The organism is Roseovarius sp. 10 (assembly GCF_033100315.1).
GTDB lineage: Bacteria > Pseudomonadota > Alphaproteobacteria > Rhodobacterales > Rhodobacteraceae > M30B80.
Genome location: NZ_JAWLVH010000001.1, coordinates 80,640 through 94,624, shown reverse-complemented (window position 1 = coordinate 94,624; position 13,985 = coordinate 80,640). Strand labels below are relative to the sequence as shown.

Below are 13,985 nucleotides of genomic sequence, written 5' to 3'. Positions count from 1 at the left end.
CTCCGAGGAGCGGCCTTTTTCTTTTGATCTTTACTGCAGATCAGCGGATCGCTTTGCGCAAGTTAAACGCCCCCGCCACAATCAAAGCTGCCAAAAGCGCCTTGACCATATCACCCGCGATGAAGGGCGCCATCCAGCCAGAGAGCAAGGTTGAAGGCTCAACCCCCATGACCAAGGCAGGCCATGCAAGGCCGGGGACATAAAGCGCGGCCGAAGCAACCAGTGCCGCAGCAAAACCAAGGATTGGCTTACGCGCCATGCCACGATCCGCAGCCAAACCCGCGATATAAGCCATCACAACAAAGCCCAGAAGGAAACCACCGGTAGGCCCGAACATATAGGCCAAACCTGCACCGCCATTGGCGAACACAGGCAGCCCCATCGCGCCCTCAACCAAATAGGCCACAAGTGCCGCAACGCCCAAACGCGCGCCCAAGGCGAAAGCAACGGTCAGGATTGCTAAGGTTTGCAGCGTCATTGGAACGGGGAACATCGGCACCGAGATTTGCGCCGCAATCGCAATCACAAGCGAGCCCGCCAAGACCAATGCCGCTTTTTGCGCAAGGCTTGTGGGGGTGGTCAGGGATTTGGTTAGAAAGTCAGAACGGCTCATAAATCGGGCTCCTCAAAGGTTCTGGGGAATTCGCGTTTAAGCTGTTTTCCGCTTGCAGCACGGCAAAGTCAAGCAAAGAGCACGCAAATTACCCACAGCCACCGCAAATCAGGCGCGGCAAAAAACCCTGCTTGCCAAATCGCTGCTTTCATCCCATGTGGGAGGCATGGAAAAGATTTTGTCAGGTAAAATCGCCCTCGTCACAGGGGCATCGCGCGGAATTGGGGCAGCCTCGGCGGAATGGTTGGCCGCTCGCGGCGCTCATGTCGTTGCCGTTGCCCGCACCACGGGCGCTTTGGAAGAATTGGATGACCGCATCCAAGCCAAAGGCGGGCAAGCCACGCTTGCCCCCATGGATATTACCACGGATGCTGCAATGGCGCATTTGTGCCGTTCAATTTTTGATCGGTGGGGGCGCGCCGATATTTGGGTGCATGCGGCCTTTCACGCAACCGCGCTGACCCCTGCCCCGCATATCACGGAAAAAGACCTTGATCGGGCCATCGGCACCAATATCCGCGCAGTATCGCGTTTGATCACCATGATCGCGCCATTGATTGAGCCGTCTGACGACCCGCATGCCGTATTCTTTGACGATACATGGGACGCGAAATTCGCAGGCACCTATGGTATGAGCAAGGCCGCCACCCGCGCCTTGGTGCAAAACTGGCAATCCGAGACGGAAAAGCACGGGCCGAATGTGCATCTGCTACACCCAAAGCCCATGCCAACCGCGTTGCGCGCACGGTTTTATCCTGGTGAAGATCGGGAGGGGTTGGCAAAGCCCAGTGACGAAGCCGAACGGCTGTTGCAACCGATCTTCGGCTAAAAGCCGAAGGTCAGCTAATCTTTATCGTCATCTTCTTCGTCCTCGACCGCAGCCGCTTTGGCCTTCGGGGCTACAGGCGTGGGACGGGGCGCTTCAACCTCAGGCATTTCTTCGATACGATCTGCCAAGGCCTCGGCGCGGGCGGCAAGCTCGGCCAACCCATCCACCACTTGCGCAGGGATGACAGCCACCTCTGCCGGCGGTTTCGCTGTTTCAAGATCTGCGATTTTCATCTGCGATTTGCGCAAAAGATCCTCAGCTTTGGCCAGCGTCTCTTCCATCGCCTTGATTTTGGTTTGCGCGGCCTCAAGCTCATCGGTTTTGGCAAGGGTTTTATCGGCCAAAAGCAGACCCGCCATCAGCAACATCCGTTCCGCAGGCAACCGACCGATCTGACCCGAGACCACAGAGGCCTCGGTGTCCAACATTTTCGCCGCCGCTTTGAGAAGGGGTTCCTCGCCCTCTTGGCAGGCGACTGGGAAATTACGGCCACCGATGGTAATCGTTACATCAGGCATTACGCGCCCCCTTCTTCGGTCACGGTATCAATCTCGGCCAAAATCTGCGCCAGTTCTTGGGCATCAGCGGCGCGCTGCGCCTTGAGCGCACGAATTTCCGCCAAAAGACCAGATTGCAGCAATTCGCGATCAAAATTCCCTTCCGGCGCCTCGCGCAACTCTTCCAAGGTCTCTTGCAGCCTTGCGATTGTTGCGCGCAATTCGCCCAATGTGCTGTTCGTCATCTGAGCGCCCCGATCCTCGAGCGCATCGCGCGCGGCATCACGCTCATCGCGGGCCTCGTTGCGTTCTTCGCGCAAGCGCGCGGCGCGCATCCGCAGGATTTGCACCTCACTCTCGCCCGTGGCTTCGGGTATTGGGGCGGCATCAGATGCGGGCTCGGCTTGGGTGGTAGATTGGGCAAGGTTAGATTTCAGCTGCTCAACCTCGGCACGGGCGGCTGCCAATTCGGCCTTGAGCGCATCCCGCGCGGCCTCGGCCTCAGCGGCCCGCAATTCGGCCCCATCTGTGCTGCCCTGCGCCTGAGCCTCCATCGCTTTAAGCCGTGCCGCCAGATCCAATCGCGTGCGCTGCTCTAGCGCCAATTCCTCGCGCAGATCGGACAGCTCATCCGAGGACGCAGTGCCGTTTGCGGGGGCGCGGGCCTTTCCCATCGCCGCATCAATTCGCGCAAGCGCAGCTGACAGGCGCGCCTCAAGCTGATCGACTTTTTCAATGGCCAAAGGATCGCTCATTTTGCCTCCCCCAATTGCGGGCGTTTGGATCGCCTCATGAAACATTTACGCGGCAGTCGTATCACGCAGACCATGTCAGATCGTGCGGGCCGAATCTGACCCCCTGCGACACATTATGATCCAATTTCGGGAGTTTGGCAGGATTTCTTGATCTAAGGCAACCCTTGCGTCTTTAGCGACCAACAGGACTTGGGCGTGGGCTTCGGGCTTGAACTTTGGTCACGCCCTGCTAAACCCGTGCGCGTTAACGCTCGCACAAGCACTCCCGCAGCCCTCTTCTAGGACATTGATATGGATCTTTCTGCACTTGCCGCCCGCAATCCTGACCATTGGCGCCGCGCCGCCTGTATCCGCACGCTTGCCCTTGACGGGGTGGCCGCCGCGAATTCGGGCCATTCTGGCATGCCGATGGGGATGGCGGATGTTGCGACCGTGCTGTTTGACAAGCACCTCTCTTTTGACGCATCGGCCCCGAACTGGCCAAATCGTGACCGCTTTATTCTGTCGGCGGGCCATGGCTCGATGCTGATCTATGCGCTGCTGTATCTCACGGGTTACAAGCAGATGACATTGGAGCAGATCAAGAATTTCCGTCAGCTGGGCGCCATCACAGCGGGCCATCCTGAATTTGGCCATGTCGAAGGGGTTGAAACGACCACAGGCCCCTTGGGGCAAGGGATTTCCAACGCGGTTGGCTTTGCCATGGCCGAGGAACATCTGCGCGCCACATGGGGCGCAAAGATTATGGATCACTACACCTATTGCATCGCGGGCGATGGCTGCCTGATGGAGGGCATCAGCCAAGAGGCGATCGGTCTTGCAGGGCGTCATGAACTCAGCCGCCTGATTGTGCTTTGGGATGACAATAACATTACCATTGATGGCACGGTTGATATGGCCTGCCGTGTGGATCAGCGCGCGCGCTTTGCCGCCGCAGGGTGGGATGTGTTTGACTGTGACGGCCATGATGCCGCCGATATCGACCGCGCGATCACGGCAGCCAAGGCAAGCCCGCGCCCCGCAATGGTGGCCTGTAAAACCCATATCGCAATCGGCTCTGCCGCACAGGACACCCCCAAAGGCCACGGCGCATTGACCGACCCAAAAGTCGTGGCTGATACCAAGGCCGCCTATGGCTGGACGCATGGGGCCTTTGAAATCCCTGCCGATCTCAAAAACTGGTGGGAAGCTGTCGGCGCAAAAGGCGCCACCGCGCGCGCCGAATGGGAGGCCCGTCTTGCCGCCCTGCCCGCCGCCAAACAGGCCGAGTTTACCCGCGCCTTTGCAGGCGAGGTTCCCGCGAAATTGGGCAATGCGCTGCGCCGCTATAAAAAATCCCTCGCGGATGAGGCGCCCAAAGTGGCGACCCGCAAGGCCAGTGAAATGGCCCTTGCCGTGATCAATCCGATCATGAAAGAGACCTTGGGCGGCTCTGCAGATTTGACTGGGTCGAACAATACCAAAACGGGCGATATGGGGATTTTCACCCCTGAAAACCGCAAAGGGCGCTATGTCCATTACGGCATCCGCGAGCATGGCATGGCGGCAGCGATGAACGGCATGGCGCTACATGGGGGCGTGCGCCCCTATGGCGGGACATTCTTTACTTTTACCGATTACGCGCGCCCTTCGATGCGACTTTCCGCTTTGATGGGGATTAACGTGGTCTATGTGATGACCCATGACAGCATCGGCGTTGGCGAGGATGGCCCAACCCACCAACCTGTTGAGCATCTCGCCATGATGCGGGCCACGCCAAATTGCCTTGTGATGCGCCCTGCCGATGCGGTGGAAACCGCCGAATGTTGGGAGATTGCGCTGTCGCAACCAAACCGCCCGAGCGTTTTGGCCCTGACCCGTCAAAACCTGCCCACGTTGCGCAGAAAACATGTCTCGCGCAATTTGGCCGCCCAAGGGGCCTATGTTTTGGCCGAGGCCGAAGGCAAACGTCAGGTGATCTTGATGGCAACAGGGTCGGAAGTCGAAATCGCCATGGCGGCCCGCGACAAGTTGCAGGCCGAAGGTATCGGAACACGGGTTGTCTCGGTGCCGTCTATGGAACTCTTTGCCGAGCAAGACGAAGCCTATCGCAAGCGCGTTCTACCTGCTGGGCCCGTGCGCATTGCGGTTGAGGCCGCTGTGCGTCAGCCTTGGGATCGCTGGTTGTTGGGCGAGCGTGGTCGTGAGGCCAAGGCGGGCTTTGTTGGCATGAACAGTTTTGGCGCTTCTGCCCCTGCTGAAGTTCTCTACGAGCATTTCGGCATCACCGCAGAGGCGGTCGTGGCCGAGGCCAAAGCGCGCCTTTAGGCACAGAACCTAAGATGCACAATCGGGCGTGTGGGGCCTCCTACACGCCCTTTTTCATTGGGAAAAGTGGCAGGATCACCGCAACGACCGGGATCAAACAGGCCCCAACACCCAAGCCCAAAATACCTGACCCGAGGGCGAACACCGCCCATTCCACCAATCCGTGGGCCGAGGCCACAGCATCCGCTGCGGTAAGGCTGAGGTGATGCAGCATCTCTTCTGGGGCGGGCCAGCCCAGTTGCGCGGCCCCGTGCAGAAGGATCGCGCCCCCCACCCACAGCATCGCCGCTGTGCCAATTCGGGTGAGCCACAACAGGAAGCTTGGCATCGCGACCACGATCCCCCGCCCCAGACGTTGTAAGGCGGGCGCGCGGTCGGGATGCGCCAAATGCAACCCCACATCATCGGCCTTCACAATCAGGGCGACCGACCCATAGACCAAAGCGGTGATGCCAATCGCCACAAAGGCAAGCGCGAAACCCGCATAAATCAGGCTCGGCGCCTCAAGCGCCGAAAGCGCGATGGTCATGATTTCAGCGGAAAGGATGAAATCTGTTTTGATCGCACCTTTGACACGCGCCTCTTCCAAATGGGCGGGGTCGCTTGCCGCAGGATCGCGCGTCTCAGAATGCGAACGAAAGGCATGAAGGATTTTTTCCGCCCCCTCGTAACACAAATAAGCCCCCCCCATCATCAACAGCGGCGGAATCGCCCAAGGGGCGAATTGCGACAACAGAAGCGCCACAGGCAAAAGGATCACCAATTTATTGACAATCGAGCCGCGCGCGATCTTCCAGACAATCGGCAATTCTCGCTCAGGCGAAAAACCTGTAAGATATTTGGGGGTGACGGCCGCGTCATCAATCACCGCGCCTGCGGCCTTTGCCCCTGCTTTGGCTGCTTGTGCCGCGATATCGTCCACGGACGCCGCCGCAACCTTGGTCAAAGCCGCGACATCATCCAACAGCGCCAATAATCCGCTCATTCACCCCATTCCTTTTGCAGCCAACAGCCGCCTCTAGCATAGCGGCACGGCATGTTCGCGCAACCGTTCGCGCTAACATCGGATGTTTTCGCTAACATTATGAAAATTCGTCATTTTTTCCTTGGGGATCGGGCGCGGCTTTTGTATGCGGTCAAGCAAGAGCGCAAATCGGATCGGAGACAGGATCATGACCATCACCCTTGGCATCAATGGATTTGGCCGCATCGGGCGGTGCACCCTTGCCCATATCGCAGAGGCTGCACGTAACGATGTGCAAGTGGTCAAGATCAACGCGACTGGCCCGCTTGAGACAAATGCGCATCTTCTGAAATATGACAGCGTGCATGGCCGTTTTGGCGGCGAGGTGCGCCTGACCGAGGACACAATGGATTTGGGCCAAGGCCCGATTAAAGTCTTTTCCACCTACGACCCACAAGAGCTGGATTGGGAAGGCTGCGATGTCGTTCTCGAATGCACGGGCAAGTTCAACAATCGTGACGCGGCAGCGGTGCATTTGACCCGCGGCGCAAAGCGGGTTTTGGTCTCCGCCCCCGCGAAACAAGCCGATAAAACCATCGTCTATGGCGTAAACCACCGCGATCTGCGCGAAGATCATCATGTGGTCTCGAACGGGTCTTGCACCACGAATTGCTTGGCCCCTTTGGCAAAGGTTCTGAATGACGCGATTGGTATTGAACGCGGGATCATGACCACGATCCACAGCTACACAGGCGATCAGCCCACGCTAGACCGCCGCCACTCCGATCTTTACCGCGCGCGTGCCGCCGCGATGGCGATGATCCCCACATCGACTGGCGCTGCAAAAGCGCTGAAAGAAGTTCTGCCTGAGCTCGAAGGTCGGTTGGATGGCACGGCCATGCGGGTTCCGACACCGAATGTCTCTTGCGTTGATCTGACCTTTGAGGCGGGGCGCGATACATCGGTGGAGGAGGTCAACCAAATCATGCGCGATGCGGCCGAGGGCCATATGCGCAGCGTCTTGGCCTATGATCCAGAACCCAAGGTTTCGATTGATTTCAATCACACCACGCATAGCTCGATTTTTGCGCCAGACCAGACAAAGGTCATCGGTGGGCGCACGGTTCGGGTTTTGGCATGGTATGACAATGAATGGGGATTTTCGGCGCGTATGGCGGATGTCTCTGCTGCCATGGGGCGTCTGATCGCCTGACCCCCTGTCCTAAGGGACGACCTTTTGCAAAACCCAGCCATGATGCATGGCTGGGTTTTTGCTTTTTCACCCCCTGAACGGCCTAAACCCTAGTTATACTGGCCCCAACCACAGATCGAACTCTGCCATCTATAACCCGCGTCCAATGGTGATTGGGGCGATTTCCTCTCAAATCCTTTCTCACGAGGCCGCCACAAACAGGTGGGCCGTTCACCACAGCAGAAAGGAAATCCACATGTCTTTCATCAAAACATCGACCTTTGTCGCAGCACTGGCCCTGACCACCGCCCTACCTTTGGCGGCACAGGCCTCTGGCTACGAGCGTCTGACTGAAGAGCAGCGCGCAAACATCACCGCCGCCATGACCGAACAGGGCTATGAGACCCGCAAGATCGACATGGAAGATGGCATGATCGAAGTTTACGCCCTCAAGGATGGCGAACGCTTTGAGCTGTATCTCAATGACAATCTGGAAATCATCCGCGTGTCCCGCGGCGATTAATCCCGACCCTGCCCGCGCGCGCGTTTTGCAGCCCCCTCCCCCGTGTCTGCAAAACGCGCCTCTGCCCCCCTCGCTGAGGATATGACATGTCACATACGAAAAGTTACAAAATCTGGGATCCGCTGATCCGCCTGTTTCATTGGAGCCTTGTGATTGGCTTTGCATCGAATGCGCTGATCACTGACCCCGAAAGCAACCTGCACGAATATATCGGCTATGCGATTGCAGGGCTGATTGCCTTCCGCCTGATTTGGGGGCTGATTGGCACGAAATATGCGCGGTTTTCTTCCTTCATGCCATCGCGCGTGTCAATCAACACCCAGCTAGACGACATCATCACCGCGCGCCGCAGCACCCATTTGGGGCATTCGCCGCTTGGGGCGTTGATGATCTTTAATCTCATCGCAACCATTATCGGCATCGCGATCACAGGCTATATGATGACCACCGTGACCTTTTGGGGCATCGGATGGGTGGAAGAAACACATGAAATTCTCGTGACTTGGGCGGAACTTTCTATCGTTCTGCACATCGCTGCCGTATTGTGGGAGTCGCGCCGCACGGGTGTAAATCTTGCCCGCGCCATGGTGACAGGCATCAAAGCCATCCCCGAGACAGTCAAAATCAAATAGGGACGCGATCCATGCAGAAGCAGCCCATGTTCCTCGGCCTTTTAATTTTGGCACAGGTGGCCTCTATCCTGTTTTTCATGACGGATGTGGTCACCGATGCGCAGAGTTTGGGACGCTTCTGGTATCTGGATCAACATTTTCGGGTGGAATTGATCGCGGCTTTGCTGCTGACGGCAGCGGTCGCGATTGAAACCCGATATCTGAGCCATTTAGTGGCCCATGCGCGGCGAATGGAGAAACAACTGTCCACCGCCGCTATGGCCTTTCATGATGTGGTGGACGCCCATTTCACCGAATGGGGGCTGACCACATCCGAAAAGGATGTCGCGCATTTCATGGTCAAGGGCTGCTCTATTGCAGAAATCTCTGATTTGCGCGGCACAGCCGAGGGCACAGTCAAAAGTCACATGAACGCAATCTACCGCAAAGCAGGCGTCACCAATCGCGGCGAGCTTTTAAGCCTGCTGATCGAAGATTTAATGCAAGCCGAGCGCCCGTAATCTTTGGGCACGCGCGGCATCACCACCATCTTCCCCCCGGCCAGAAATTTGTTTAGACTTAATTTTTATGACAAATACGATTGCAATCTGTCTGGGTGTTTTAATCCTTTGCGTCATCGCAGTGGATTTTCTTTTTCTAGATGCGGCAGGCCTCGTTTTTCTTGGCAAAGATTTGATCCATATCCTCGATAAAATGGCGTTCTGGCGATAGAGATCCCCTTTCCTTTTCGCGGCTAAGGGACTATACCACCCGCAACTGTTACCGCTAACAATGCCATGCTTGGCGCACTGGAGGGGATTATGGCTGTTAAAGTTGCCATTAATGGGTTTGGTCGGATTGGACGCAACGTGCTGCGCGCGATCATCGAGTCGGGTCGCACCGATATTGAGGTGGTCGCAATCAATGATCTGGGGCCCGTTGAAACCAACGCGCATCTTTTGCGTTTTGACAGCGTGCATGGCCGCTTTCCCGCCGAAGTGAAAACAACCGAGACGACCATTGACGTGGGTCGTGGCCCAATTGAGGTCACCGCCATTCGCAACCCCGCTGAATTGCCATGGGGCCATATTGATATCGTCTTGGAATGCACGGGCATTTTCACCGACCGCGACAAGGCCGCCGTGCATCTTGAAAACGGGGCTTCGCGTGTCTTGGTTTCGGCCCCCTCAAAAGGGGCGGATAAGACCATCGTTTACGGGGTAAACCACGGCACGTTGACAAAGGACGACATCATCGTCTCCAACGCCTCTTGCACCACGAACTGCCTTAGCCCTGTGGCCTTTGCGATCCACAATGCCATCGGCATTTCGCGCGGCTTTATGACAACGATCCACAGCTACACAGGCGATCAGCCCACCTTGGACACGATGCACAAAGACCTCTATCGCGCCCGTGCCGCCGCGATGAGCATGATCCCCACCTCAACAGGGGCCGCGCGCGCCGTTGGTTTGGTTTTGCCCGAATTGAATGGCAAGCTGGACGGGGTCGCAATCCGCGTGCCGACACCGAATGTCTCGGTTGTTGACCTGACCTTTGAGGCGGCCCGCGCCACATCAGTTGAAGAAATCAACGAGGCGGTGATCAAGGCGGCCAATGGCCCGCTTAAGGGAATTTTGGGCGTAACGGATCAGCCTAATGTCTCGATGGATTTCAACCATGATCCCCGCTCCTCGATCTTCCATTTGGATCAGACCAAGGTGATGGATGGCAATATGTGCCGCGTTCTAAGTTGGTATGATAATGAATGGGGCTTCTCAAACCGCATGGCCGATACGGCCGTAGCGATGGGAAAACTGATCTAAAGACAAAAAGGCGCGGAACACCGCGCCTTTTTCTTTGCCAAAAAATTGACCTTTGCGCTGGAAAAGTCTAGCGCAAGGAAGTCTATATTTCCCAAATATTGGAGGCCGAAAATGGGCTGGAACACCTTGGATGATCTCGATCTTGCGGGCAAAACGGTGCTGACCCGTGTCGACATCAACGTGCCCATGGAAAATGGCCGCGTCACCGATGCGACACGGATTGAGAAGATCATCCCCACGATCCGCGACATCCGTGCGAAAGGTGGCCGCGTGGTTCTTTTGGCCCATTTTGGCCGCCCAAAAGGGCGCCCCGTTCCAGAAATGAGCCTTGCGCAATTGACGCCTGCCCTTGAGGCCGCGCTGGGGCATGAGGTGATTTTCATCGAAACCCCAAGCCGCGCCGCGATTGAGGCAACTCCCACAGATGCTGTGATCTTGGTTGAGAACACTCGCTTTTCCCCGATGGAGGAGGCAAACGATCCGCAAATGGCGCAATTCCTTGCAGGGCTTGGTGACATTTACTGCAATGACGCTTTTTCAGCGGCACATCGGGCGCATGCCTCGACCGAAGGTGTCGCGCATTTGCTGCCCTCTTGCGCAGGCCGCCTGATGGCTGCGGAATTGGCCGCATTGGAAGCCGCGCTTGGCACCCCTGCCCGCCCTGTTATGGCCGTTGTTGGCGGGGCAAAAGTCTCGACCAAGCTGGATCTTTTGCACAATCTGGTGGGTAAGGTGGATCGCCTCGTAATCGGGGGCGGCATGGCCAATACGTTTTTGGCGGCACAAGGCCATGATGTCGGCGCATCTTTGTGCGAACATGATCTGGCGCAAACGGCGCGCGACATTTTGGATCACGCAAAAACCACGGGTTGCGCCATCATTTTGCCAAGCGATGTGGTCATCGCCCGCGAATTCAAATCGGGTGCTGCGCATGAGGTGGTTGCAAGCACGGCCGTGCCCAAGGATGCAATGATTTTGGATGCAGGCCCGAACAGTGTGGCAGCCGTTATTGCCCAGATTGAAACTTCAAAAACCTTGATCTGGAACGGCCCGCTTGGCGCCTTTGAACTGAGCCCCTTTGACGCGGCCACCAATGCGGCCGCACAAGCGGCAGCGCAAGCCACCCAAGCAGGCCATCTGATTTCTGTCGCAGGTGGCGGGGATACGGTCGCGGCCCTCAATAAATCGGGCGCGGCAGAGCATTTCACCTATATCTCAACCGCTGGCGGTGCCTTCCTTGAATGGATGGAGGGTAAAACCCTCCCAGGTGTTGCGGCACTGGGGGTCTGACCCCCTAAATTTAGTGCTATAAATAACTGACTCTAAATATAAAAAAAATCGAATCAGGGGGATTCCCTTTTCGATTGGGATATGCGAATCTGCCCGCACGATATCGGCACAAATTCAAAGAATGCCGAATTGATGAGGCAGTAACGCATGTCGAAGACACGCAAACTTTCCCTTGCGGGGGCAGTTCTTCAGATCACGCTGATTTTGGTCGGTGGGTATTTTGGGCTTGCCGCGATCCAAGGGGACTCGGGCCTGTTCGAGCGCATCCAAATCGAAGCGGAAGCCGATGAGCTGCGTCTCGAATTGGCAGCGTTGCAGGCTGAAACGGCCCATCTTGAGACGCTGACACGGCGCATGTCGGACACGTTCCTCGACCTTGACCTTCTGGATGAGCAAGCCCGCGAAATCCTCGGCTATCTGCGCGCGGATGAGATCGTCCTGCGTTAAGGTGCAAAAAACCCCTTCAACCGCCGCATTCCGCCTTGCCCCCATGGGATGGGCTTCTTAACACTATGGCGAGATCGGATGAAAACAGGGGAGATCACCATGCGCACCAAAGCAGCCGTAGCCCTAAAAGCGGGCGAACCATTGACCGTGATGGAGGTCGAATTGGACGGCCCAAAGGCGGGCGAGGTCTTGGTGGAAATCAAAGCCACAGGCATTTGCCATACGGATGAATTTACCCGCTCAGGCGCGGACCCTGAGGGGATTTTCCCTGCTATTCTTGGCCATGAAGGTGCAGGCATTGTGGTTGAGGTGGGCGAAGGCGTGACCACCCTGAAACCTGGTGATCATGTGATCCCCCTCTACACGCCTGAATGTCGGCAATGCGCATCCTGCCGCTCAGGCAAGACCAACCTTTGCACCGCCATTCGCAACACCCAAGGTCAAGGGCTGATGCCTGATGGCACAACACGGTTTAAGATGCTCGATGGCACGCCGATTTATCACTATATGGGCTGCTCAACCTTCGCCAATCACACAGTGCTGCCCGAGATCGCATTGGCCAAAGTGCGCGATGACGCGCCGTTTGACAAAATCTGCTACATTGGCTGCGGCGTGACCACGGGTATTGGCGCGGTGATCAACACCGCAGGGGTCGAGATCGGATCAACAGCCGCCGTGTTTGGCCTTGGCGGCATCGGCTTGAACGTCATTCAAGGCCTGCGCATGGCAGGTGCAGATATGATCATCGGCGTTGATCTCAATGATGGCAAAGAGGAGATGGCGCGCAAATTCGGCATGACCCATTTCATCAACCCATCAAAGATCGAAGGCAGCGTTGTGCAGGAAATTGTAAACCTCACCAAGCGCGGCGATGACCAGATCGGTGGCGTGGATTATTCCTTTGACGCCACAGGCAATGTCAAAGTGATGCGCGATGCGTTAGAATGCAGCCACCGTGGGTGGGGTGTTTCCGTCATCATCGGTGTTGCCCCCGCAGGGGCCGAGATCAGCACGCGGCCCTTCCAACTTGTGACAGGGCGCGTCTGGAAAGGCACGGCCTTTGGCGGCGCGAAAGGGCGCAGCGATGTGCCAAAATTTGTCGATTGGTATATGGATGGTAAGATCGAAATTGATCCGATGATCACCCATAAATTGACACTTGATCAAATCAATGAGGGGTTTGATCTCATGCATGAGGGCAAATCCATCCGCGCGGTGGTGGAATTCTGATGCAGGTGATCAGCGAAAATCGTGCATTTGGCGGCAAGCAAATTGTCGCCAAGCACCTGTCAGATGCGTGCAACTGCGAAATGACCTTTGCCGTTTATCTGCCACCACAGGCCGAAGACGGGCCTGTGCCCGTGTTGTATTACCTGTCAGGTCTGACCTGCACACATGAGAATGCGATGACCAAAGCGGGCGCCCAAGCATGGGCGGCAGAGTATGGCATTGCCGTGGTCTTTCCCGACACCAGCCCGCGTGGCGAAGGCGTTGCCAATGACGAGGCCTATGATCTGGGCCAAGGTGCAGGGTTCTATGTCAATGCGACCGAGGCCCCTTGGGCTGCACATTTTAAGATGTGGGATTACATCGCAGAAGAATTGCCTGCCTTGATTGATGCGGCATTTCCCATTGACGGCACCCGCGCGGGCATCACGGGCCATTCAATGGGCGGGCATGGGGCGCTAACCCTTGCCATGACCTATCCTGAACGATTCAAAAGCCTTTCTGCCCTTGCACCAATCGCCAACCCCACCCAATCAGATTGGGGGAAAAAGCAGCTTGCCGCCTATTTGGGGCCTGATCAGGGCCAATGGGCCGCGCATGATGCAAGTCTTTTGATGGCTACACGGGGCTATCCGAGTGACATCTTGATTGACCAAGGCGGCGCAGATCAATTCCTTGACCTGCTGCGCCCTGCCAGTTTGGCCCATGCCATGACAGAGCGCGCGCAACCTCATGTGATGCGGATGCATGAGGGCTATGATCACAGCTATTTCTTTGTTGCGTCTGCAATCGAAGACCACATTCGTTGGCACGCTGAACGGCTGTAAAAATAGCAGAAATTTGCGCAAAAACCCTTGGGCCGAATTCCCCCTACCCTTTCCCCTGACTTTTGTGATAAAGAATAGTT

Annotated in this window: 15 protein-coding genes; 11 read left to right on the top strand and 4 right to left on the bottom strand. The window is 56.8% G+C overall.

The features are described from left to right. Positions 1-40: 40 nt before the first annotated feature. On the bottom strand, positions 41-613 hold the full coding sequence (locus RYZ18_RS00450) for a biotin transporter BioY (protein WP_317654364.1): 573 nt from the start codon (positions 611-613) through the stop codon (positions 41-43). A 166-nt stretch (positions 614-779) separates the two neighbouring features. Here RYZ18_RS00450 and RYZ18_RS00445 point away from each other — a divergent pair, with 166 nt between their 5' ends. Continuing rightward, positions 780-1,442, top strand: a complete 663-nt coding sequence (locus RYZ18_RS00445; RefSeq protein ID WP_317654363.1) for an SDR family oxidoreductase — start codon at positions 780-782, stop codon at positions 1,440-1,442. A 14-nt stretch (positions 1,443-1,456) separates the two neighbouring features. On the opposite strand, the gene RYZ18_RS00440 is transcribed toward RYZ18_RS00445, so the two are convergent. Continuing rightward, positions 1,457-1,960: a cell division protein ZapA gene (locus RYZ18_RS00440; RefSeq protein ID WP_317654362.1), complete on the bottom strand. Its 504-nt coding sequence runs from the start codon at positions 1,958-1,960 to the stop codon at positions 1,457-1,459. Continuing rightward, positions 1,960-2,694, bottom strand: a complete 735-nt coding sequence (locus tag RYZ18_RS00435) for a hypothetical protein (protein WP_317654361.1) — start codon at positions 2,692-2,694, stop codon at positions 1,960-1,962. Before RYZ18_RS00435 ends, RYZ18_RS00440 begins: the two co-directional genes overlap by 1 nt. Positions 2,695-2,985: 291 nt before the next feature. On the opposite strand from RYZ18_RS00435, the gene tkt reads away from it, so the two are divergent. Next, positions 2,986-5,001 (top strand): transketolase, encoded by a 2,016-nt coding sequence (gene tkt / locus RYZ18_RS00430; protein WP_317654360.1) that lies wholly within the window; start codon positions 2,986-2,988, stop codon positions 4,999-5,001. A 40-nt stretch (positions 5,002-5,041) separates the two neighbouring features. On the opposite strand, the gene RYZ18_RS00425 is transcribed toward tkt, so the two are convergent. After that, positions 5,042-5,986: a DUF808 domain-containing protein gene (locus RYZ18_RS00425; RefSeq protein ID WP_317654359.1), complete on the bottom strand. Its 945-nt coding sequence runs from the start codon at positions 5,984-5,986 to the stop codon at positions 5,042-5,044. 187 nt (positions 5,987-6,173) lie between these two features. Here RYZ18_RS00425 and gap (RYZ18_RS00420) point away from each other — a divergent pair, with 187 nt between their 5' ends. From gap (RYZ18_RS00420) to fghA, 9 genes are all read left to right on the top strand, one after another. After that, positions 6,174-7,178 carry a type I glyceraldehyde-3-phosphate dehydrogenase gene (gene gap, locus RYZ18_RS00420; RefSeq protein WP_317654358.1) on the top strand — a complete coding sequence of 335 codons (1,005 nt, stop codon included), beginning with the start codon at positions 6,174-6,176 and terminating at the stop codon, positions 7,176-7,178. A gap of 235 nt (positions 7,179-7,413) precedes the next feature. Next, positions 7,414-7,680, top strand: coding sequence for a PepSY domain-containing protein (locus RYZ18_RS00415; protein ID WP_317654357.1), 267 nt, complete (start codon positions 7,414-7,416; stop codon positions 7,678-7,680). Positions 7,681-7,766: 86 nt separating this feature from the next. Further along, positions 7,767-8,312, top strand: coding sequence for a cytochrome b/b6 domain-containing protein (locus tag RYZ18_RS00410; protein WP_317654356.1), 546 nt, complete (start codon positions 7,767-7,769; stop codon positions 8,310-8,312). An 11-nt stretch (positions 8,313-8,323) separates the two neighbouring features. Further along, complete coding sequence (locus RYZ18_RS00405; protein WP_317654355.1) at positions 8,324-8,812, top strand: helix-turn-helix transcriptional regulator; 489 nt, start codon at positions 8,324-8,326, stop codon at positions 8,810-8,812. Between the two features lie 300 nt (positions 8,813-9,112). Next, complete coding sequence (gap, locus tag RYZ18_RS00400; RefSeq protein WP_317654354.1) at positions 9,113-10,114, top strand: type I glyceraldehyde-3-phosphate dehydrogenase; 1,002 nt, start codon at positions 9,113-9,115, stop codon at positions 10,112-10,114. Between the two features lie 111 nt (positions 10,115-10,225). Beyond that, complete coding sequence (locus tag RYZ18_RS00395) at positions 10,226-11,404, top strand: phosphoglycerate kinase (RefSeq protein ID WP_317654353.1); 1,179 nt, start codon at positions 10,226-10,228, stop codon at positions 11,402-11,404. Positions 11,405-11,551: 147 nt separating this feature from the next. After that, on the top strand, positions 11,552-11,851 hold the full coding sequence (locus tag RYZ18_RS00390; RefSeq protein ID WP_317654352.1) for an FtsB family cell division protein: 300 nt from the start codon (positions 11,552-11,554) through the stop codon (positions 11,849-11,851). A 99-nt stretch (positions 11,852-11,950) separates the two neighbouring features. Next, entirely contained in the window at positions 11,951-13,081 is a 1,131-nt protein-coding gene (locus RYZ18_RS00385) for an S-(hydroxymethyl)glutathione dehydrogenase/class III alcohol dehydrogenase (protein ID WP_317654351.1), read from the top strand. Beyond that, positions 13,081-13,905 carry an S-formylglutathione hydrolase gene (gene fghA / locus RYZ18_RS00380; protein WP_317654350.1) on the top strand — a complete coding sequence of 275 codons (825 nt, stop codon included), beginning with the start codon at positions 13,081-13,083 and terminating at the stop codon, positions 13,903-13,905. The genes RYZ18_RS00385 and fghA overlap by 1 nt, the downstream gene beginning before the upstream one ends. The last annotated feature ends 80 nt before the right edge of the window (positions 13,906-13,985 follow it).

What these genes read in the sequence shown, in the direction of transcription:
- RYZ18_RS00415 (WP_317654357.1), top strand. Translation starts at nt 7,414, where the DNA reads ATGTCTTTCATCAAAACATCGACCTTTGTCGCAGCACTGGCCCTGACC.
- RYZ18_RS00440 (WP_317654362.1), bottom strand. Translation starts at nt 1,960, where the DNA reads ATGCCTGATGTAACGATTACCATCGGTGGCCGTAATTTCCCAGTCGCC.
- tkt (WP_317654360.1), top strand. Translation starts at nt 2,986, where the DNA reads ATGGATCTTTCTGCACTTGCCGCCCGCAATCCTGACCATTGGCGCCGC.
- RYZ18_RS00445 (WP_317654363.1), top strand. Translation starts at nt 780, where the DNA reads ATGGAAAAGATTTTGTCAGGTAAAATCGCCCTCGTCACAGGGGCATCG.
- RYZ18_RS00395 (WP_317654353.1), top strand. Translation starts at nt 10,226, where the DNA reads ATGGGCTGGAACACCTTGGATGATCTCGATCTTGCGGGCAAAACGGTG.
- RYZ18_RS00385 (WP_317654351.1), top strand. Translation starts at nt 11,951, where the DNA reads ATGCGCACCAAAGCAGCCGTAGCCCTAAAAGCGGGCGAACCATTGACC.
- fghA (WP_317654350.1), top strand. Translation starts at nt 13,081, where the DNA reads ATGCAGGTGATCAGCGAAAATCGTGCATTTGGCGGCAAGCAAATTGTC.
- RYZ18_RS00410 (WP_317654356.1), top strand. Translation starts at nt 7,767, where the DNA reads ATGTCACATACGAAAAGTTACAAAATCTGGGATCCGCTGATCCGCCTG.
- gap (WP_317654354.1), top strand. Translation starts at nt 9,113, where the DNA reads ATGGCTGTTAAAGTTGCCATTAATGGGTTTGGTCGGATTGGACGCAAC.
- RYZ18_RS00435 (WP_317654361.1), bottom strand. Translation starts at nt 2,694, where the DNA reads ATGAGCGATCCTTTGGCCATTGAAAAAGTCGATCAGCTTGAGGCGCGC.
- gap (WP_317654358.1), top strand. Translation starts at nt 6,174, where the DNA reads ATGACCATCACCCTTGGCATCAATGGATTTGGCCGCATCGGGCGGTGC.
- RYZ18_RS00390 (WP_317654352.1), top strand. Translation starts at nt 11,552, where the DNA reads ATGTCGAAGACACGCAAACTTTCCCTTGCGGGGGCAGTTCTTCAGATC.
- RYZ18_RS00425 (WP_317654359.1), bottom strand. Translation starts at nt 5,986, where the DNA reads ATGAGCGGATTATTGGCGCTGTTGGATGATGTCGCGGCTTTGACCAAG.
- RYZ18_RS00405 (WP_317654355.1), top strand. Translation starts at nt 8,324, where the DNA reads ATGCAGAAGCAGCCCATGTTCCTCGGCCTTTTAATTTTGGCACAGGTG.
- RYZ18_RS00450 (WP_317654364.1), bottom strand. Translation starts at nt 613, where the DNA reads ATGAGCCGTTCTGACTTTCTAACCAAATCCCTGACCACCCCCACAAGC.